This window comes from Liquorilactobacillus satsumensis, assembly GCF_964065465.1.
Classification (GTDB): Bacteria; Bacillota; Bacilli; order Lactobacillales; family Lactobacillaceae; genus Liquorilactobacillus; species Liquorilactobacillus satsumensis.
Genome location: NZ_OZ061606.1, coordinates 904,901 through 922,401 on the forward strand (window position 1 = coordinate 904,901; position 17,501 = coordinate 922,401).

Annotated in this window: 31 protein-coding genes; all 31 read right to left on the reverse strand. The window is 40.9% G+C overall.

The window, feature by feature from the left end:
* Positions 1-19: 19 nt before the first annotated feature.
* The 31 genes from AB3Y88_RS04315 to rpsL all read right to left on the reverse strand — a co-directional run bounded on the left by AB3Y88_RS04315 (position 20) and on the right by rpsL (position 17,256).
* Positions 20-964 (reverse strand): DNA-directed RNA polymerase subunit alpha, encoded by a 945-nt coding sequence (locus tag AB3Y88_RS04315; RefSeq protein WP_056961012.1) that lies wholly within the window; start codon positions 962-964, stop codon positions 20-22.
* Between the two features lie 85 nt (positions 965-1,049).
* Positions 1,050-1,439 (reverse strand): 30S ribosomal protein S11, encoded by a 390-nt coding sequence (rpsK, locus tag AB3Y88_RS04320; RefSeq protein ID WP_054756469.1) that lies wholly within the window; start codon positions 1,437-1,439, stop codon positions 1,050-1,052.
* 33 nt (positions 1,440-1,472) lie between these two features.
* Positions 1,473-1,838 carry a 30S ribosomal protein S13 gene (gene rpsM / locus AB3Y88_RS04325; protein WP_054756467.1) on the reverse strand — a complete coding sequence of 122 codons (366 nt, stop codon included), beginning with the start codon at positions 1,836-1,838 and terminating at the stop codon, positions 1,473-1,475.
* Positions 1,839-1,862: 24 nt separating this feature from the next.
* The gene (gene rpmJ, locus AB3Y88_RS04330; RefSeq protein ID WP_003689393.1) at positions 1,863-1,976 is read right to left on the reverse strand and encodes a 50S ribosomal protein L36; all 114 of its coding nucleotides are present in this window, start codon (positions 1,974-1,976) and stop codon (positions 1,863-1,865) included.
* A 37-nt stretch (positions 1,977-2,013) separates the two neighbouring features.
* Positions 2,014-2,232, reverse strand: coding sequence for a translation initiation factor IF-1 (gene infA, locus AB3Y88_RS04335; RefSeq protein WP_056961011.1), 219 nt, complete (start codon positions 2,230-2,232; stop codon positions 2,014-2,016).
* Positions 2,233-2,424: 192 nt separating this feature from the next.
* Complete coding sequence (locus AB3Y88_RS04340; RefSeq protein WP_056961010.1) at positions 2,425-3,084, reverse strand: adenylate kinase; 660 nt, start codon at positions 3,082-3,084, stop codon at positions 2,425-2,427.
* Between the two features lie 87 nt (positions 3,085-3,171).
* Positions 3,172-4,467, reverse strand: coding sequence for a preprotein translocase subunit SecY (gene secY / locus AB3Y88_RS04345; protein ID WP_056961009.1), 1,296 nt, complete (start codon positions 4,465-4,467; stop codon positions 3,172-3,174).
* Entirely contained in the window at positions 4,467-4,901 is a 435-nt protein-coding gene (gene rplO, locus AB3Y88_RS04350) for a 50S ribosomal protein L15 (RefSeq protein ID WP_054756461.1), read from the reverse strand. Before rplO ends, secY begins: the two co-directional genes overlap by 1 nt.
* A gap of 37 nt (positions 4,902-4,938) precedes the next feature.
* Entirely contained in the window at positions 4,939-5,121 is a 183-nt protein-coding gene (gene rpmD / locus AB3Y88_RS04355) for a 50S ribosomal protein L30 (RefSeq protein ID WP_054756459.1), read from the reverse strand.
* Between the two features lie 13 nt (positions 5,122-5,134).
* Positions 5,135-5,635 carry a 30S ribosomal protein S5 gene (gene rpsE, locus AB3Y88_RS04360; protein WP_054756457.1) on the reverse strand — a complete coding sequence of 167 codons (501 nt, stop codon included), beginning with the start codon at positions 5,633-5,635 and terminating at the stop codon, positions 5,135-5,137.
* Positions 5,636-5,656: 21 nt separating this feature from the next.
* A complete protein-coding gene (gene rplR, locus AB3Y88_RS04365; RefSeq protein ID WP_056961008.1) occupies positions 5,657-6,022 on the reverse strand; it encodes a 50S ribosomal protein L18 in 366 nt (121 codons plus the stop codon).
* Positions 6,023-6,063: 41 nt separating this feature from the next.
* Positions 6,064-6,600 carry a 50S ribosomal protein L6 gene (rplF, locus tag AB3Y88_RS04370; protein ID WP_054756453.1) on the reverse strand — a complete coding sequence of 179 codons (537 nt, stop codon included), beginning with the start codon at positions 6,598-6,600 and terminating at the stop codon, positions 6,064-6,066.
* A 29-nt stretch (positions 6,601-6,629) separates the two neighbouring features.
* Positions 6,630-7,028, reverse strand: coding sequence for a 30S ribosomal protein S8 (rpsH, locus tag AB3Y88_RS04375; protein WP_054756451.1), 399 nt, complete (start codon positions 7,026-7,028; stop codon positions 6,630-6,632).
* 27 nt (positions 7,029-7,055) lie between these two features.
* Positions 7,056-7,241 (reverse strand): type Z 30S ribosomal protein S14, encoded by a 186-nt coding sequence (locus AB3Y88_RS04380; RefSeq protein WP_054756450.1) that lies wholly within the window; start codon positions 7,239-7,241, stop codon positions 7,056-7,058.
* Positions 7,242-7,254: 13 nt separating this feature from the next.
* Positions 7,255-7,797, reverse strand: a complete 543-nt coding sequence (gene rplE, locus AB3Y88_RS04385; RefSeq protein WP_054756449.1) for a 50S ribosomal protein L5 — start codon at positions 7,795-7,797, stop codon at positions 7,255-7,257.
* 25 nt (positions 7,798-7,822) lie between these two features.
* On the reverse strand, positions 7,823-8,134 hold the full coding sequence (gene rplX / locus AB3Y88_RS04390; RefSeq protein WP_056961007.1) for a 50S ribosomal protein L24: 312 nt from the start codon (positions 8,132-8,134) through the stop codon (positions 7,823-7,825).
* 33 nt (positions 8,135-8,167) lie between these two features.
* A complete protein-coding gene (rplN, locus tag AB3Y88_RS04395; RefSeq protein ID WP_054756448.1) occupies positions 8,168-8,536 on the reverse strand; it encodes a 50S ribosomal protein L14 in 369 nt (122 codons plus the stop codon).
* Between the two features lie 70 nt (positions 8,537-8,606).
* Positions 8,607-8,873: a 30S ribosomal protein S17 gene (rpsQ, locus tag AB3Y88_RS04400; RefSeq protein ID WP_054756447.1), complete on the reverse strand. Its 267-nt coding sequence runs from the start codon at positions 8,871-8,873 to the stop codon at positions 8,607-8,609.
* Between the two features lie 26 nt (positions 8,874-8,899).
* Positions 8,900-9,094: a 50S ribosomal protein L29 gene (gene rpmC / locus AB3Y88_RS04405; RefSeq protein WP_054756446.1), complete on the reverse strand. Its 195-nt coding sequence runs from the start codon at positions 9,092-9,094 to the stop codon at positions 8,900-8,902.
* Complete coding sequence (gene rplP / locus AB3Y88_RS04410; RefSeq protein ID WP_056961006.1) at positions 9,084-9,518, reverse strand: 50S ribosomal protein L16; 435 nt, start codon at positions 9,516-9,518, stop codon at positions 9,084-9,086. Before rplP ends, rpmC begins: the two co-directional genes overlap by 11 nt.
* 3 nt (positions 9,519-9,521) lie before the next feature.
* Complete coding sequence (rpsC, locus tag AB3Y88_RS04415; RefSeq protein WP_054756444.1) at positions 9,522-10,178, reverse strand: 30S ribosomal protein S3; 657 nt, start codon at positions 10,176-10,178, stop codon at positions 9,522-9,524.
* A 13-nt stretch (positions 10,179-10,191) separates the two neighbouring features.
* Complete coding sequence (gene rplV / locus AB3Y88_RS04420) at positions 10,192-10,539, reverse strand: 50S ribosomal protein L22 (protein WP_056961005.1); 348 nt, start codon at positions 10,537-10,539, stop codon at positions 10,192-10,194.
* Positions 10,540-10,553: 14 nt separating this feature from the next.
* A complete protein-coding gene (gene rpsS / locus AB3Y88_RS04425; RefSeq protein ID WP_054756442.1) occupies positions 10,554-10,835 on the reverse strand; it encodes a 30S ribosomal protein S19 in 282 nt (93 codons plus the stop codon).
* Between the two features lie 46 nt (positions 10,836-10,881).
* A complete protein-coding gene (gene rplB, locus AB3Y88_RS04430) occupies positions 10,882-11,712 on the reverse strand; it encodes a 50S ribosomal protein L2 (RefSeq protein ID WP_056961004.1) in 831 nt (276 codons plus the stop codon).
* Positions 11,713-11,735: 23 nt separating this feature from the next.
* Positions 11,736-12,020 carry a 50S ribosomal protein L23 gene (gene rplW / locus AB3Y88_RS04435; protein WP_054756440.1) on the reverse strand — a complete coding sequence of 95 codons (285 nt, stop codon included), beginning with the start codon at positions 12,018-12,020 and terminating at the stop codon, positions 11,736-11,738.
* On the reverse strand, positions 12,020-12,643 hold the full coding sequence (gene rplD / locus AB3Y88_RS04440; protein ID WP_054756439.1) for a 50S ribosomal protein L4: 624 nt from the start codon (positions 12,641-12,643) through the stop codon (positions 12,020-12,022). The genes rplW and rplD overlap by 1 nt, the downstream gene beginning before the upstream one ends.
* 20 nt (positions 12,644-12,663) lie before the next feature.
* The gene (gene rplC / locus AB3Y88_RS04445; RefSeq protein WP_056961003.1) at positions 12,664-13,293 is read right to left on the reverse strand and encodes a 50S ribosomal protein L3; all 630 of its coding nucleotides are present in this window, start codon (positions 13,291-13,293) and stop codon (positions 12,664-12,666) included.
* Between the two features lie 38 nt (positions 13,294-13,331).
* Complete coding sequence (gene rpsJ, locus AB3Y88_RS04450) at positions 13,332-13,640, reverse strand: 30S ribosomal protein S10 (protein ID WP_054756437.1); 309 nt, start codon at positions 13,638-13,640, stop codon at positions 13,332-13,334.
* 484 nt (positions 13,641-14,124) lie between these two features.
* The gene (fusA, locus tag AB3Y88_RS04455; RefSeq protein WP_056961002.1) at positions 14,125-16,215 is read right to left on the reverse strand and encodes an elongation factor G; all 2,091 of its coding nucleotides are present in this window, start codon (positions 16,213-16,215) and stop codon (positions 14,125-14,127) included.
* A 127-nt stretch (positions 16,216-16,342) separates the two neighbouring features.
* Complete coding sequence (gene rpsG, locus AB3Y88_RS04460; protein ID WP_056961001.1) at positions 16,343-16,813, reverse strand: 30S ribosomal protein S7; 471 nt, start codon at positions 16,811-16,813, stop codon at positions 16,343-16,345.
* 29 nt (positions 16,814-16,842) lie between these two features.
* Positions 16,843-17,256, reverse strand: a complete 414-nt coding sequence (gene rpsL, locus AB3Y88_RS04465) for a 30S ribosomal protein S12 (RefSeq protein WP_056961000.1) — start codon at positions 17,254-17,256, stop codon at positions 16,843-16,845.
* Between the last annotated feature and the right edge of the window lie 245 nt (positions 17,257-17,501).

Consider the following 17,501-nt stretch of genomic DNA (forward strand, 5'->3'; position numbering starts at 1 on the left):
CCCTTGTCCTTAATTAATTTTAGTCATCATGACGTAATGATAACCCAAGATCAGTTAATTTATTTTTAACTTCTTCCAGTGATTTACGTCCTAAATTACGAACTTTCATCATATCGGCTTCAGACTTATTAGTTAACTCCTGAACAGTGTTAATCCCAGCACGTTTTAAACAGTTATAAGAACGTACAGAAAGATCAAGCTCTTCAATTGTCATCTCAAGCATTTTTTCTTTATGCGTTTCTTCTTTTTCGACCATGATTTCAGCATTTTTAGCTTCATCAGTCAAATCAACAAATAAAGTTAAATGCTCAGTGAGTATTTTAGCCGATAAACTAATTGCCTCGCTAGGTGAAACTGCACCATTGGTCCAAACATCCAGCGTCAATTTATCGTAATCATCTCTTTGACCAACACGTGTTTTCTCAACTTGATAGTTGACACGCTCGATCGGGGTATAAATTGAGTCAATTGGCAAAACACCGATCGGCATATCATCGGCCTTAATCTTGTTTTCATCAGCCGAAACATAACCACGACCAGTGTTAGCATTCATGCGTACGTGAAAAGATGCGCCTTCAGCAACTGTACAAAGATACAGATCTGGATTCAGCACTTCCACATCACTACTACCTTGAATATCGCCGGCCTTTACTTCTAAGGGCCCATTAACGCTGATCTCCAGTGTTTGGTCTTCTTCTGAATCAATCCGCAAAGCGACCTTCTTCAAGTTTAAAATAATTTGTGTAACATCTTCAAGTACACCTTTAATTGTTGAGAATTCATGAAGAACTCCATCAATTTGGATACTTGTGATTGCTGCACCAGGTAGCGAAGAAAGCAAAATTCGACGAAGAGAGTTGCCTAATGTTGTGCCGTAACCACGTTCCAGCGGTTCAACAACAAATTTGCCATAATCATGACTTTCTTCTATTTTATGAATTTTTGGTTTTTCAAATTCGATCATTCTTATCTTTACCCCTTTCAAAACGCTGCGTGCAATCTGGCGAAAACATTATGAAGATTTACCTCAAAATGAATACGATACCACATTAAACACGGCGACGCTTTGGAGGACGACATCCATTATGAGGAACAGGAGTAACGTCGCGAATAGAAGTTACTTCAAGTCCTGTTGTTTGTAATGCACGGATAGCAGCTTCGCGACCAGAGCCTGGTCCTTTAACTGCAACTTCTACACTCTTCATTCCATGTTCCATTGAACCCTTAGCGGCAGCTTCCGCAGCCATCTGAGCAGCAAATGGAGTCGATTTACGACTTCCCTTGAAGCCAAGAGAACCTGCTGATGACCATGCAATCGCATTGCCATGCACATCAGTAATCATAACTAATGTGTTATTAAACGTTGAGTGAATATGTGCAACGCCGCTTTCAATATTTTTCTTGACACGACGTTTACGTGTACCTTTCTTAACTGCCATGAATTAGCTGACCCCCTTTGTCTATTAATTTAATTATTTCTTTTTGCCAGCAATTGATGTGACTGGGCCTTTACGTGTCCGTGCATTATTCTTCGTGTTTTGTCCACGAACTGGTAAATGACGACGATGACGAAGGCCTCGGTATGAACCAATTTCTGAAAGACGCTTGATATCCAAGCTGATTCCACGGCGAAGGTCACCTTCAACCTTGTAGTTATCAACAGCAGCACGAATCTTGTCTTCTTGATCTGTTGTCAAATCACGGACACGAACGTCTGCAGAAACACCTGCTTCTGCCACAATCTTCTGTGCAGTAGTATTACCGATTCCATAAATGTAAGTTAAGCCGATTACGATTCGCTTATCGCGTGGTAAATCGACACCTGCAATACGAGCCATAACAATTACACCTCCTAATTTTTATTATCCTTGACGTTGTTTATGCTTTGGATTAGAACAAATAACCATAACACGGCCTTTGCGCTTAATTACTTTACAGTGTTCACACATTGGTTTTACTGATGGTCTTACCTTCATGAATTATACCTCCCATAGATATTTGATGAAGTACAATCTATTTAAAGCGATAGGTAATGCGACCCTTAGTCAAATCGTAAGGGGACATTTCAACCGTTACCCTGTCACCGGGTAAAATGCGAATGTAATGCATCCGGATTTTCCCAGAAACATGGGCTAAGATTTCATGCCCATTTTCGAGTTCAACTTTGAACATCGCATTGGGCAGTGTTTCTTTAATCTTGCCCTCAATTTCAATCACATCATCTTTCGCCACGCAAAAGTACCTCCTTAAATGATTTCAAAACTTCACACGTAATAATGATAGACACTTCCAACCGAAGTCTAAGTGCCCTTTTCTGCAGGAGCATCTGCCAAATGGACAGACTCCCCCTCTTGAAAAGATAAACCTGGAATATTATATCATCTTGTCTAGAAATAAGCAAGCTGAAATACTACTAAACATCGCTTACAACTTTTGCAAAATATCCTTAATATCACTAAAGACTTTACTAATTTCCTGATTACCATCAACTTGATGCAACAGTCCCTGTGTTTGATAAAAAGACAGCAACGGTGTATTCATCTTGATGTTAACCTCTAACCGATTCTTAACAGTTTCCGGCTTGTCATCTTCGCGCTGATAAAACTCATGACCTCCGCAACGATCACATGTTCCTTCAACCTTCGTTGGATTAAAAATCTTATGATAGGTTGCGCCGCAATTTCGACAAATAAATCGTCCTGTCAACCGTTCCATTAAAGAGTTCGGGTCAACATGGATATTAATAACAGCTGATAAAGGCTTTCCAAGTTCTGTGCCCATCTCTTTCAGCGCTGTAGCTTGCGCTAAATTACGTGGGAAACCATCAAGTAAGTATCCTTTTGCAGTATCATTTTCCATTAAACGTTCCTTGACGATGCCATTTGTAACCTCATCAGGGACTAACTCGCCCTTATCAATGAAACTCTTAGCCTTAAGACCCATTGGCGTGCCATTCTTAATTGCGGCCCGAAAAATATCTCCGGTCGAAATATGTGGAATTTCAAAATCAGCTACGATTCTTTCCGCCTGGGTTCCTTTACCAGCACCGGGGAGCCCCATTAACATTAGATTCTTAGCAGTCATTGCTTCGTTTACCCCCATTGAAATTTAAATAAGTTCAAATGAAAAAGCTGGCTCCGCAGACTGCAAAGCCCAACTTAATCCAGAGTATTACCTGATAAAGCCAACATATTCACGCTTCATCATCATACCTTTTAATTGCCGAATAGATTCTAGTGCAACCCCGACAACAATCAACAAGCTCGTTCCGCCCAAGCCAATCGATTCATCTAAGCCCCAAATATTTGAAGCAACTAATGGAATTAAGGAAACTAATCCCAAAAAGAGTGAACCAACGGAACTAAGACGCATCAGGAGATGGGAAACATACTTTTCAGTCTCTTTCCCAGGCCAGACACTTGGAATGTAACTCCCCTGCTTTTGCAAGTTTTCCGAGAGCTTCTCCGGATTGACTTGCACAAAAGCATAGAAAAAGGTGAAGACAACGATCAAGAACGTATAGAGAATCATTCCGCCAGTTGCCTGCATGTTAAAAATGTTAGTCAACACTTTGTACCACGTATCCTCACCATGGCTCTGGGTAAAAGCCATCAGAATTGTTTGTGGTGTCGCAATAAATGAACTTGCAAAAATAACAGGAATAACGCCCGCAACGTTGATTTTAAGCGGTAAGTACGAATTATTCGTTGCACCAGCTAACCGCCGTGTGTACTGAATTGGAATTTTATAATTCGCTTGTTGGACGTAAGTCACAAATGTCACAATGACCAAAATTGCAACCAGTAAGACCGCTACGAATAAAATTCCTTTCCAAAGTTCACCCGAGGAAGCATCTGCAAATTGTTCAGTATAAATCTGTTTAACACCTGTTGGGATTCTGGCTAAAATACCTGCCATGATAATCATCGAGATTCCGTTTCCAAAACCGCGATCAGTAATCATATCACCTAACCAGGTTGTAAACAATGACCCACCTGTTAAAACAATTCCGATACTAATATAGGTCTTAACACCTGGATTAGTAACTAAATTCAAACTGCTCAACGCATTAAAACCAGCTGTGATCCCAATTGACTGTACAAACGCAAGCACAATAGTCAAGTATCTGGTAGCCTGATTCAGCTTTCTCCGGCCAACTTCACCCTGTTTGCTCCACTCAACAAAGCGAGGCACAATATCCATTTGCAACAACTGAACAACAATTTGCGCAGTGATATAAGGCGAAACACCCATTGCAAGGATTGAGTAGTTAGTTAAACCGCCGCCGCTGAAGGTATTCAAGATACTAACTAACCCTGAAGATGCAACGCTGCTCAAGGCTTTTGCGTTGATCCCAGGGACAGTGATATATGTGCCTAAACGAAAGACAATCAAGACACCTAATGTAAATAAGATTTTATTACGGATCTCCTTTACAGCTAAGGCGTTCTTCATTGTTTTCAGCATTAGATCACCTCGGCTTGACCGCCAGCTGCTTCGATGGCTTCTTTAGCTGCAGCAGAGAATTTGTTGGCTTTAACAGTCAATTTCTTCGTCAATTCACCATTTGCTAAAACTTTGATACCATCTTTTTCGTCTTTAACAACACCATTTTCAACCAAAAGAACAGGAGTAATTTCAGTGTTATCTTCAAACTTATTAAGCGTTTCAAGATTTACCACAGCATATTCTTTACGGTTGATATTCTGGAAGCCACGTTTTGGCATCCGGCGGAACAATGGCATCTGTCCACCTTCAAATCCTAAACGAACTTTTCCACGCGCTTTTTGGCCTTTTTGACCACGGCCCGCAGTCTTACCATTACCGGATGAAGTTCCACGGCCGACACGATTGCGTGTCTGGCGTGAACCTTCACTCGCTTTTAATTCATGTAATTTCATCAGGTTGGCACCTCCTTATTAGTAATTATAGCATGACTTATTCGGCAACTGAAACAGCAACCAAATGATTAATCTTTGCAACGGCACCACGAGTTGCAGCATTGTCAGGAAGCACAACCGAACTGTTGACACGTCCCAGGCCAAGCGCCTTTACAATTTCACGCTGGTTCTGAGGACGCCCAATGACGCTGCGAGTTAATGTAATTTTTAATTCAGCCACAATTGAGTCCTCCTTATTCTGCTAAGTGCTGTGCAGAAACGCCACGGAGTGCTGCAACTTCTTCAGCACTCTTCATTTTCTGCAAGCCATCAACTGTTGCACGTACAACGTTGATTGGTGTATTTGAACCGAGTGACTTACTTGTTACATCGGCAACACCTGCTAATTCCATCACGGCACGAACTGCTCCACCGGCAGCAACACCAGAACCGGCAATTGCTGGTTTCAATAAAATACGGCTTCCGCTATATTCACCGATAACCTTATGTGGAAGAGTTTCGTTGACCATCGGTACCTTAATAAGGCTTTTGCGTGCAGCTTCAACAGCCTTACGGATAGCATCTGGAACTTCCTGTGCCTTACCAGTTCCAAAACCAACGTGTCCATTATGATCGCCAACAATTACAAGTGCAGCAAAACGCAGACGACGTCCACCTTTAACAACTTTAGTAATTCGGTTGATTGCAACCACACGATCTTCTAAATCTAACTGAGCTGGATCGATAAAAGTCATAAACTAGTTTCCCTCCCTTTCTTAAAAATCTAATCCATTTTCACGTGCAGCAGCAGCAAGAGCCTCAATGCGCCCATGATACAAGTAGCCACCACGATCAAAAATAACTTCCTTAATACCTTTTTCAACGGCACGTTTGGCAACAGTTGCACCAACGGAAGTAGCTTGTTCAATTTTTGTTTGACCACTAACTTCTTTATCTAATGTCGAGGCACTAACTAGCGTCACACCCGCTACGTCATCAATTACTTGAGCGTAGATGTTTTTATTTGAACGATAAATATTTAAGCGTGGGCGCTTAGATGTACCAGAGATCTTACCACGAACACGAGTATGGCGCTTTTGACGTGTTTTATTCTTATCTGGTTTTGAAATCACTATTTTCACCTCTTAATTTAATCTGCTAGCATTACTTAGAAAAACTGGTATTACTTACCAGTCTTACCTTCCTTACGACGAACATATTCACCAACATAGCGAATCCCTTTACCCTTGTAAGGTTCTGGAGCACGAGTCAAACGAATCCGTGCTGCTAAATCGCCAACTTCTTCTTTTGAAATTCCAGAAACAATAATTGAAGTTGCAGAAGGAGTTTCAACTTTCAATCCTTCTTCAGGTTCGAATTCAACTGGATGTGAATAACCAACACTCAAGACAAGCTTATTGCCCTTCATCTGTGCACGATATCCAACACCTTGAAGTTCTAATTCTTTTTTGAAACCTTCAGTTACGCCGAGCACCATGTTATGGAACAAAGCTCGTGTTGTACCGTGTAAAGCCTTGACTTTATTGTCATCACTTTCACGATCAAACTTAACTGTTTTGCCTTCGATTTCCATTGAAATCTTGTCAGAAAATTCTCTTGTTAATTCACCCTTTGGACCTTTAACAGTCACGGTATTGTCAGTACGTTTAACTTCAACACCTTCAGGTAAAGTAACTTCTTTAAAACCAATACGGCTCATGAATGACACCTCCTTACTTCGTTATTTTTCTACCAAACGTATGCGAGCACTTCGCCGCCGATTTTTTTAGCGCGAGCTTCTTTATCCGTCATAACCCCTTCTGAGGTTGAGAGGATTGCAATTCCTAAGCCGTTTAAAACCTTAGGAACAGCGTCAGCTCTAACGTATGAACGCAGACCTGGTTTAGAGATTCGTTTAATTCCTGTGATAACACGTTCGTTATTTTTGTTAAATTTTAAAAATACGCGAATGATTCCTTGCTTGTCATCATCTATATATTCAACATCGCGGACAAAACCTTCATTTTTAAGGATTTCAGCGATATCATGCTTGATTTTTGAAGCAGGTACTTCAAGTGATTCATGCTTAACAACATTTGCATTGCGCACACGAGTCAAGAAGTCTGCGATTGGATCAGTCATAGCCATTAATTTGCCCTCCTTTACTTTATTGGATTACCAACTAGCCTTTTTCATCCCAGGAATCTGACCTTTATGTGCAAGATCTCGAAGGCAAACACGGCATAGTTTAAACTTGCGATAAACAGAATGCGGACGACCGCAACGTGCACAGCGCGAATATTCTTGTGTCGAGAACTTAGCCTGGCGTTTATTCTTTGCAATTTGTGATTTTTTAGCCAATGTGAAACCCCCTTTATTTGGCGAATGGCATTCCTAATTGAGTCAATAATTCTTTGGATTCTTCATCACTGTTAGCTGTAGTAACAATGACGATATCCATTCCGCGAACTTTGTTAACATTATCAAAATCGATTTCAGGGAAAATCAGTTGTTCGTGAATACCTAATGTATAATTTCCGCGTCCATCAAATGCACGTTTGCTAACACCATGGAAATCACGCACACGTGGTAATGAAACTGAAACCAATTTGTCTAAAAATTCATACATCCGTTGTCCACGTAATGTAACTTTTGTTCCGATGGGCATTCCCTCACGCAAGCGGAAACCAGCAATTGACTTTTTAGCCTTTGTAATCACTGGTTTTTGACCAGCGATCAAAGTTAGTTCTTCAACTGCTTCATCTAAATTTTTAGCATTGCTAACAGCATCACCCACACCCATGTTGATCACAATTTTATCAACCTTTGGGACTTGCATGATTGAAGTATAATTAAACTTCTCCATCAATGACGGAGCAATATTCTTGTCATATTTTTCTTTTAAACGATTAACCATGAAGAAAGTAATCCTCCTTTCCTGCCTACTTGTCTAGCGCTTTACCAGTTTTTTTGGAAACTCGCACTTTTTTGCCGTCAACGATCTTGTTTGCAACACGAGTAGCCTCATCATTAGACAAGTCAACCAGCATAACATTAGAAACATGGATCGGTGCTTCAACCTCGACGATTCCACCATTTGGGTTCGCATTACTTGGCTTTTGGTGTTTTTTAATGATATTCACACCTTTTACGATCACCCGGTCTTTGCTAGCAAAAACTTTTTCGATCGTACCAGTCTTACCCTTATCTTTACCGGCAATCACTTTAACCTTATCATTCTTTTTAACGAACATTTAGATTTGCACCTCCTTGCCAACGTTGGTTTATTACAATACTTCAGGTGCCAGGGAAACAATCTTCATGAAGTTTCCATCACGCAACTCACGAGCAACTGGTCCGAAAATACGTGTGCCTTTTGGTGCTTTGTCATCACCAATTACCACAGCAGCATTTTCGTCGAATTTGATGTAAGAACCGTCTGTACGATGTGTACCAAACTTAGTACGCACAACAACGGCCTTAACAACGTCACCCTTTTTGACAACGCCACCTGGTGTTGCTTGTTTGACAGTAGCAACGATAATATCACCGATATTCGCAGTTTTTACACGGGAACCACCTAAAATTTTGATTACCAAGATTTCACGTGCTCCAGAATTATCAGCGACTTTTAAACGACTTTCTTGTTGGATCACTGTATGTGACCTCCTTTCGTTAACAAATCAGAATACGAATCAAAGTATTTTTAACTAGGAACAAAGTAACCTAGATAATAACTGCTTTTTCAACGATATCTAATAAACGGAACCGTTTCGTAGCTGACAATGGACGAGTTTCCATAATCCTGACGATGTCTCCAACCTTTGCTTCGTTGTTTTCATCATGTGCCTTAAAATTCTTGGAATACTTAACACGTTTGTTGTATGTCTTGTGAGTCTTGTAGGTTTCAACAACAACAGAGATTGTTTTGTCCATTTTGTCCGAAACAACACGTCCTTGATAGACTTTACGCTGGTTACGAGTTTCAGCCATACTTTATTTTCCTCCTTCTTCGTATTCTATTTGTTTAATTCTTGTTGACGCAATGCGGTCTTAAGACGCGCAATTGTTTTACGTACTTCTTTCAAACGAGCAGTATTTTCCAATTGTCCGGTAGCTAATTGGAAACGCAAGTTAAATAATTCTTCCTTGAACTGCTTCTCTTTTTCAAGCATTTCAGTAGTGGTTAATTCGTTAATTTCTTTAGTCTTCATTTGATTCGCCACCTACTTCCTCACGTTTTACAAACTTGGTCTTGATTGGGAGCTTGTAGGAAGCTAAACGTAATGCTTCGCGGGCAACTTCTTCAGAAACCCCACCGATTTCAAATAAAATCTTACCACGTTTGACAGGAGCTACCCAACCTTCGGGAGCACCTTTCCCAGAACCCATACGAACACCAATTGCTTTTGCTGTGTATGACTTGTGAGGGAAAATTTTAATCCAAACTTTCCCACCACGTTTCATGTAACGTGTCATTGCGACACGACAAGCTTCAATTTGACGGTTCGTGATCCAATGAGAATCAACAGCTTGCAAGCCATATTCTCCAAAGGCAATCGACTTACCACCCTTAGCTTCACCACGCATCTTGCCACGAAATTCGCGACGATGCTTTGTACGTTTTGGTACTAACATAGGTTATTTCCCTCCTTTGCTATTTTCTTTCCTAGCAGGTAAAACTTCCCCACGGTAAATCCAAACTTTAACGCCTAATTTACCATAAGTAGTCTGAGCTTCGGTCCATGCATAGTCAACATCTGCACGCAATGTGTGCAAAGGAACAGTTCCTTCAGAAAAATGTTCAACACGTGACATGTCCGCACCATTCAAACGGCCAGCAACTTGAACTTTGATGCCCTTTGCGCCGGCACGCATTGTACGTTGAATACCTTGCTTCATTGCACGACGGAATGCCACACGGTTTTCAAGCTGAACCGCAACATTTTCGCCCACAAGCTTAGCATCCAAATCAGGTTTTTTGATTTCAACAATGTTAATGTGAACTCTCTTACCTGTTAATTCGTTTAATTCTTTACGAAGCTTTTCAACCTCTGATCCGCCTTTACCGATTACCATACCAGGTTTTGCAGTATGGATTGAAATATTAACACGCTTTGCGGCACGTTCAATTTCAACGGTAGAGACAGCTGCATCGGCTAATTTAGTTGCAATATATTTACGGATGTGCAAATCTTCGTGCAAGTTTGCTGCATAATCTTTTTCAGCATACCACTTAGCATCCCAGTCACGAATGATTCCAACACGTAATCCCGTTGGATTTACTTTTTGACCCACGCATTATCCCTCCTTATTTTACGGATACAACTACAGTAATATGACTTGTACGCTTGTTGATTGGAGAAGCTGAACCCTTTGCACGGGGACGGAAACGCTTGAGCGTAGGTCCTTCGTTGACATAGGCTTCGCTTACAAACAAATCTTCAACGTCTAAATCAAAGTTATTTTCTGCATTTGCAATTGCTGATTTTAAAACTTTTTCAATGATCGGGGAGCCAGCTCTAGGAGTGAATTTTAAAATCCCTAAGGCTTCAGCTACACTCTTGCCACGAATCAAATCGATCACAAGGCGCGCTTTACGCGCAGGAATGCGAACTGTGGTGGCAATTGCCCTTGCTGATGTTACCTGTTCAGCCATTTTATTATCCTCCCTTACTTAACTGCCGTTTTCTTATCTACGTTGCCATGACCATGGAAAGTCCGTGTTGGCACAAATTCACCCAGCTTATGGCCTACCATATCTTCTTGAATATATACGGGCACATGCTTGCGACCATCATATACTGCAATTGTGTAACCAATAAAGCTTGGGAAAATTGTTGAACGACGAGACCATGTTTTGATGACGGATTTCTTTTCTTGATCTGCCTGCGCTTCGATTTTTTTCATCAAATGTGCATCAGCAAAAGGTCCTTTTTTCAAACTACGACTCAAAGTGAATCCTCCTTTCGGATCATCTGATTATTAAGCAGCTTGGTGGCTACTTATTACGTTTACGTACGATAAACTTGTCTGACTGAGCTTTCTTAGAACGTGTCTTGTAACCCATAGTTTTCTTACCCCATGGTGACATTGGGCTTGGACGTCCAACAGGAGCTTTACCTTCACCACCACCGTGTGGATGATCGTTAGGGTTCATAACAGATCCACGAACTGTAGGACGTTTGCCAGCCCAACGTGTCCGACCAGCTTTACCAATTTTAATAAGTTCATGCTGTTCATTTCCAACTGCACCAATTGTTGCACGGCAAGTTGCAAGTACCATTCGAACTTCACCCGAAGTTAAACGAACTAAAACATACTTACCTTCTTTACCAAGCAATTGAGCCGAGGTACCAGCTGAACGTACAAGTTGTCCGCCTTTTCCTGGTTTAAGTTCAATATTGTGAATCACTGTACCAACTGGAATGCTTCCCAGTGGTAGGGTGTTTCCAACCTTAATATCAACTTCTTTACCAGATTCAACAATTTGACCTACTTCAAGGCCTTTAGGTGCAAGAATATACGACTTAATTCCATCTGCATAAACCAAAAGTGCGATATTAGCAGAACGGTTTGGATCGTATTCGATTGCCTTAACTGTTGCTGGCACTTCGTCTTTAATTCGTTTGAAATCAATCAAACGATATTGACGTTTGTGGCCGCCACCACGATGACGTACAGTAATCCGGCCGTAACTATTACGTCCGGCTGTCTTACTTTGCGATTCAAGTAATGATTTTTCTGGCACTGTTTTTGTAATCTCAGAAAAATCTGAACCGGTCATGTTACGACGTCCGTTTGTGGTCGGTTTAAATTTTTTGATCCCCACGTGAATTCCCTCCTAATTAATTTTTATTTTTCGAATAATTTGATTTCTTTTGAATCAGCGCTCAAAGTAACAATCGCTTTACGACGCTTTTTGGTGTATCCAGCGTAGCGTCCCATTCGCTTCATTTTACCTTTAACGTTCATAATGTTAACTTTAACAACTTTAACATCAAAAATTTCTTCAACCGCTTTTTTAACCTGTATTTTGGTAGCAGTTACTGCTACATCAAAAGTGTAGCGTTTCGAATCCATTTGATCAGTTGAAGCTTCAGTAATAACTGGTTTTAAAATCACATCGCGTGCATCCATTATGCAAGAACCTCCTCTACTTGAGAAAGAGCTTCTTGAGTCAAGACCAACTTATCATTGTCGATAACATCTAAGACGTTCACGCCTTTTGCATCGATGACCGTAACGTTTTTCAAGTTACGCGCTGAAAGTGCAGCTAAGTCGTTACCATCTTCAAGAACTACTAATACTTTTGTCTTAACATCTAAGTTGTCCAATACTTCTGCAAAGGATTTTGTCTTTGGTTGTTCAAATGCTAATTTGTCAACCACCACTAAGCTTTCATCAAGCACCTTTTGAGAAAGGACAGATCTGATTGCTAAGCGACGAACCTTCCTTGGAAGTTTGTAGCTGTATGAACGAGGTGTCGGGCCAAAGACAGTTCCACCACCAACCCATTGTGGTGAGCGAATTGATCCTTGACGCGCACGCCCTGTTCCTTTTTGCCGCCATGGCTTCTTTCCGCCCCCGGAAACTGCACTTCTGTTTTTAACAGCATGTGTTCCCTGACGACGTGATGCACGTTGCATAACAACTGCATCAAAAACGACATTATTATTAGGTTCGATTCCAAAAATTCCTTCATTCAAAGAAACCTCACCATTTTGACTGCCATCTTGCTTATATAATGTAACTTTTGGCATTTAAAATTCCTCCTTCCTCTTTATTTTTCTTTTACGTTCCCTGTAATCGTAACTAATGACTTGTTTGCTCCTGGGACGTTACCCTTAATCAACAGAACGTTGTTTTCGGTATCAGCCTTAACGATTTCAAGATTCTTGATCGTAACCCGTTTTCCACCCATTCGGCCTGGAAGAAGTTTACCTTTGAAAACACGGTTGATAATAACACCCATTGAACCAGGACGACGATGATAACGAGAACCATGAGCCATTGGTCCGCGTGATTGTCCCCAGCGTTTAATGTTACCTTGGAAGCCATGGCCCTTTGATGTACCTGTAACACTAACGATGTCACCGGGTTCAAAGACGTCTGCCTTAACTTCATCTCCGACTTTGTAATCTCCCAGCGTTACATCGCTAATCTCACGAATGAAGCGCTTAGGAGCAGTTTTTGCTTTTGCTGCATGACCTTTAGCAGGCTTGTTTGACAAGACTTCACGTAAATCATCAAAGCCTAATTGAATTGCTTCGTAACCATCATTTTCAACGGTTTTAACTTGCAAGACAACATTTCCTCCAACTTCAACAACTGTTACGGGAACTAATTCTCCGTTTTCAGTAAAGACTTGTGTCATACCTACTTTTTTACCTAAGATTCCTTTTGTGGTCATGAGTACACCTCCAATAAATTTATTTGTTTGCACTAAAATTATAACTTGATTTCAATATCCACACCGCTAGGCAAGTCCAGTTTCATTAATGAATCAACTGTCTTTGGTGTTGGATTTACAATATCAATCAAACGTTTATGTGTCCGCATCTCGAATTGTTCACGAGAATCCTTATACTTATGCGGTGAACGAATAACCGTATATAATGTACGTTCCGTTGGTAACGGAATTGGACCCGCGATTGCTGCACCAGTTCTCTTTGCTGTCTCGACAATCTTGTCAGCTGACTGATCTAAAATGCGATGCTCGTATGCCTTCAAACGAATACGAATCTTTTGTTTTGCCATTGTGTTCCCTCCTTCGTCTATTTTAAAAACAAGACTAGCTCCGTCGAAATTCCCAACCCACCCCATGGCAAAGCTCCCGGGTGTGTCGCAACCTTCAACATCATTGCTCAGCGTTCTTCTTTTTGTGCGCACTTAATCCCTAGACAAGTACCTAACTATGATACCTTTTTTCTTCTCAGAATGCAAGGTGTTTTTTTAATTAGGTTGGACTTTGCTTTAGTCTGTGCAAACTGTTCATTTTCTTTTGAGGACTGCTGTAAGTATCAAAAAAAGGGGCAGTGACAAAAGTTGAATTTTGTCACTGCCCCTCTCTTTTATTCCGGATAAACGTGTTCCGTAAGTCAAAAGTTCTCCGTCTAACTTCGAATTACTCATAGCAAAGTACTCGCTATGTTCGTAATTTCGAGTTAGTACTCAAATTTTCCCGACTTATGTCACACTCTCTTTCCTAGTTAACCTAGTGACCGTTGTGCTTTAGAAATTTCTAAGCATTACCGCCATTTTTCTTAATGATTTCTTCTTGAATTGACTTTGGAACTGGTTCGTAATGGTCCATTGTCATTGTAAATGTCCCACGACCCTGTGTTGAAGAACGCAACACAGTCGCATAACCAAACATTTCAGCCAATGGTACAAAAGCCTTAACAACCTGAGCATTGCCATGAGCTTCCATTCCTTCAACACGTCCACGACGTGCTGTGACATGTCCCATAACATCACCTAAGTAATCTTCAGGTGTGACAATTTCAACCCGCATAATCGGTTCAAGAATCACAGCTCCGGCCTTTTTAGCAGCATTACGTAATGCCAATGATGCAGCAACTTTGAAGGCTGCTTCACTAGAATCGACATCATGGTAACTACCATCATATAACTTAGCTTTAACATCAATTAATGGGTATCCTGCAAGAACACCATTTTGCATTGATTCCTTCAAGCCTTGCTCTACTGATGGAATATATTCACGCGGAACTACCCCACCGACGATGGCATTTTCAAATTCAAAGCCTTTGCCTTCTTCGTTAGGTGTAAATTCAACCCAAACATCACCATATTGTCCTTTACCACCAGACTGACGGACAAATTTACCTTGAGTTGAAACCTGCTTGGTAAATGTTTCACGGTAAGCAACTTGAGGTTCACCCACTTTAGCTGCAACCTTGAATTCACGTCTCATACGGTCAACGATGATATCCAAATGCAATTCGCCCATTCCAGAAATCAAGGTTTCGCCTGTTTCTGGGTTAGTTTCAGCCTTGAAAGTTGGATCTTCTTCTGCAAGTTTTTGCAAAGCAACGTCCATCTTGTCTTGATCAGCTTTTGTATTTGGTTCAATTGAAACTTGAATAACTGGATCTGGGAATTCCATAGATTCAAGGATCAATGGACGCTTGACGTCCGTTAAAGAATCACCCGTAGTTGTATCCTTCAAACCAATCGCAGCAGCGATATCACCTGAAAATACTTCAGGAATTTCTTTACGGTGATTTGAATGCATTTGCAACAAACGCCCAACACGTTCACGTTTGTCTTTGGTTGCGTTCAGAACATAAGAACCTGCTTCAAGTGTTCCGGTATAGACACGTAGGTATGTTAAACGTCCAACGAATGGATCAGTTGCAATTTTGAAAGCCAGTCCAGCAAAAGGTTTGTCATCACCGGCAATCAATTCGACTTCTTCGCCGCTGTCAGGATCAGTAGCCTTATATGGCTTAACATCCAGTGGAGATGGCAGATAATCGTTAACAGCATCCAACATCATTTGGACACCTTTATTCTTAAAAGCAGAGCCTGCAAGAACTGGGAATAACTCTAAGCCCAAAGTAGCTTTACGAATCGCATTCTTAAGTTCATCGTTTGAAATTGCTTCGCCACCAAGGTATTTTTCCATAATTCCATCGTCAACATCAGCAATTGCTTCGATCATTGCTTCACGACGTGCCTGAGCGTCTTCTTTATATTCATCTGGAATGTCAACAGTATCCCATTTTGCACCCAGCTTGTCTTCATCATAAATGTCGGCCTTCATTTCGATTAAATCAATGACACCTTCGAAATTATCTTCAGCACCGATTGGCATCTGAATTGCAACCGCATTTGCCTGCAAACGATCCTTAATTGTGCTAACTGAATAGTCAAAGTTAGCCCCAATTTTATCCATTTTATTGACAAAAACAATTCTTGGTACTTCATAGGTAGTAGCTTGACGCCAAACATTTTCAGTCTGAGGTTCAACCCCGGATTGTGCATCAAGAACTACCACAGCACCATCAAGCACACGGAGTGAACGTTCAACTTCAACTGTAAAGTCAACGTGTCCTGGGGTATCGATGATGTTAATGCGATGATCTTTCCATTGAGCAGTCGTTGCTGCAGACGTAATTGTAATTCCACGTTCCTGTTCTTGCGCCATCCAGTCCATTTGTGAAGCACCTTCATGGGTTTCACCGATTTTGTGGATTTTACCAGTGTAGTACAGGATACGCTCAGTCGTCGTTGTCTTCCCAGCATCAATGTGGGCAACAATTCCGATATTACGCGTCTTTTCTAACGGAAATTCACGTTTATTAGCCATTTGAGAGTTTTCTCCTTCCAAATCTACTTAGCAGTATACGAGCATCTAACCAGCTTTCCCAAAAAAATGACTACTATAGGATTTCCTGTGGATTTCCTGAAATCATATAATAGCCATTTTTTAAAAATTACCAGCGATAATGCGCAAATGCACGGTTAGCATCCGCCATCTTGTGGGTATCTTCACGTTTTTTAACTGATGCACCAGTATTATTAGCTGCATCAACAATTTCTTTTGCCAAACGTTCTGACATTGTGTGTTCGCCACGCAGACGTGAGTAGTTAACCAACCATCTTAAAGCCAATGTAGAACGTCTTTCCGGACGAACTTCGATTGGAACCTGATAGTTTGATCCACCAACACGACGAGCCTTAACTTCAAGGACAGGCATTACATTCTTCATTGCTTCTTCGAAAACATCTAAAGGTTCATTGCCTGTTTGTTCCTTAACTTGATCAAATGCTGCGTACAAAATTTTTGAAGCCGTTCCCCGTTTTCCATCAACCATCAAACGGTTGATTAAGCGTGTGACCAATTTAGACTTGTAAATTGGATCTGGGAGTACTTCACGCTTTGAAATTGCACCTTTTCTTGGCATCTAAATAACCTCCTTAAACCAATCCAAATTTATTTCTTAGGTCTCTTGGTACCATACTTAGAACGTCCTTGTTTACGATCTGTAACACCAGCCGTATCCAAAGCACCACGCACAATATGGTAACGAACACCAGGAAGATCCTTAACACGACCTCCACGAATTAAAACAACACTATGTTCCTGTAAATTGTGACCAATTCCGGGAATATATGCTGTAACCTCAATCAGGTTTGACAAACGTACACGTGCATACTTACGCAAAGCAGAGTTAGGTTTCTTAGGTGTCATTGTGCCGACACGAGTTGCAACTCCACGTTTTTGTGGTGCAGGATTATTTGTCTGTACTCTCTTATAACTGTTATATCCGAAGTTTAAAGCTGGGGAATCAGATTTTGAACCTTTAGACTTACGCCCTTTACGAATTAATTGATTAATTGTTGGCATCTAAAGCTTCCTCCTTTCTTTGATTTACCTTTTTTAAGTACACACATCCAGGCGGACCATTTTTTCACAAAAAAATAATGCCCAAATGTTTGCAATTGTATGCTAACGCAACACAGTCAGCATGTTCCACAAACGGAAGAACTGTCTACATAAAGCACCTTTTACAGGTTACCACGCTGATGTTGTGCTGTCAACAAGTCAATAAAAAAATAATCACCTCATTTAACGTATCTTAAAACTAAGGA

Excerpts from the sequence above, each read along its gene's own strand:
- rplD (WP_054756439.1), bottom strand. The coding sequence starts at position 12,643 with ATGCCAAAAGTTACATTATATAAGCAAGATGGCAGTCAAAATGGTGAG.
- AB3Y88_RS04340 (WP_056961010.1), bottom strand. The coding sequence starts at position 3,084 with ATGACTGCTAAGAATCTAATGTTAATGGGGCTCCCCGGTGCTGGTAAA.
- rplC (WP_056961003.1), bottom strand. The coding sequence starts at position 13,293 with ATGACCACAAAAGGAATCTTAGGTAAAAAAGTAGGTATGACACAAGTC.
- fusA (WP_056961002.1), bottom strand. The coding sequence starts at position 16,215 with ATGGCTAATAAACGTGAATTTCCGTTAGAAAAGACGCGTAATATCGGA.
- rpmJ (WP_003689393.1), bottom strand. The coding sequence starts at position 1,976 with ATGAAGGTAAGACCATCAGTAAAACCAATGTGTGAACACTGTAAAGTA.
- rpsG (WP_056961001.1), bottom strand. The coding sequence starts at position 16,813 with ATGCCAAGAAAAGGTGCAATTTCAAAGCGTGAAGTACTCCCAGATCCA.
- rpsM (WP_054756467.1), bottom strand. The coding sequence starts at position 1,838 with ATGGCTCGTATTGCAGGTGTCGATTTACCACGCGATAAGCGAATCGTA.
- rpsQ (WP_054756447.1), bottom strand. The coding sequence starts at position 8,873 with ATGGCTGAAACTCGTAACCAGCGTAAAGTCTATCAAGGACGTGTTGTT.
- rpsJ (WP_054756437.1), bottom strand. The coding sequence starts at position 13,640 with ATGGCAAAACAAAAGATTCGTATTCGTTTGAAGGCATACGAGCATCGC.
- rpsK (WP_054756469.1), bottom strand. The coding sequence starts at position 1,439 with ATGGCAGTTAAGAAAGGTACACGTAAACGTCGTGTCAAGAAAAATATT.
- secY (WP_056961009.1), bottom strand. The coding sequence starts at position 4,467 with ATGCTGAAAACAATGAAGAACGCCTTAGCTGTAAAGGAGATCCGTAAT.
- rpsL (WP_056961000.1), bottom strand. The coding sequence starts at position 17,256 with ATGCCAACAATTAATCAATTAATTCGTAAAGGGCGTAAGTCTAAAGGT.
- rpsH (WP_054756451.1), bottom strand. The coding sequence starts at position 7,028 with ATGGCTATGACTGATCCAATCGCAGACTTCTTGACTCGTGTGCGCAAT.
- rpsE (WP_054756457.1), bottom strand. The coding sequence starts at position 5,635 with ATGACTTTTATCGATCCAGCTCAGTTAGATTTAGAAGATCGTGTGGTT.
- rplW (WP_054756440.1), bottom strand. The coding sequence starts at position 12,020 with ATGGATGCACGCGATGTGATTTTAAAACCAGTTATTACTGAAGCTTCA.
- rplX (WP_056961007.1), bottom strand. The coding sequence starts at position 8,134 with ATGTTCGTTAAAAAGAATGATAAGGTTAAAGTGATTGCCGGTAAAGAT.
- rplP (WP_056961006.1), bottom strand. The coding sequence starts at position 9,518 with ATGTTAGTACCAAAACGTACAAAGCATCGTCGCGAATTTCGTGGCAAG.
- AB3Y88_RS04315 (WP_056961012.1), bottom strand. The coding sequence starts at position 964 with ATGATCGAATTTGAAAAACCAAAAATTCATAAAATAGAAGAAAGTCAT.
- rplV (WP_056961005.1), bottom strand. The coding sequence starts at position 10,539 with ATGGCTGAACAGGTAACATCAGCAAGGGCAATTGCCACCACAGTTCGC.
- rplF (WP_054756453.1), bottom strand. The coding sequence starts at position 6,600 with ATGAGCCGTATTGGTTTTAAAGAAGTTACTTTACCTGAAGGTGTTGAA.
- rpmC (WP_054756446.1), bottom strand. The coding sequence starts at position 9,094 with ATGAAGACTAAAGAAATTAACGAATTAACCACTACTGAAATGCTTGAA.
- rplE (WP_054756449.1), bottom strand. The coding sequence starts at position 7,797 with ATGGTTAATCGTTTAAAAGAAAAATATGACAAGAATATTGCTCCGTCA.
- rplO (WP_054756461.1), bottom strand. The coding sequence starts at position 4,901 with ATGAAATTACATGAATTAAAAGCGAGTGAAGGTTCACGCCAGACACGC.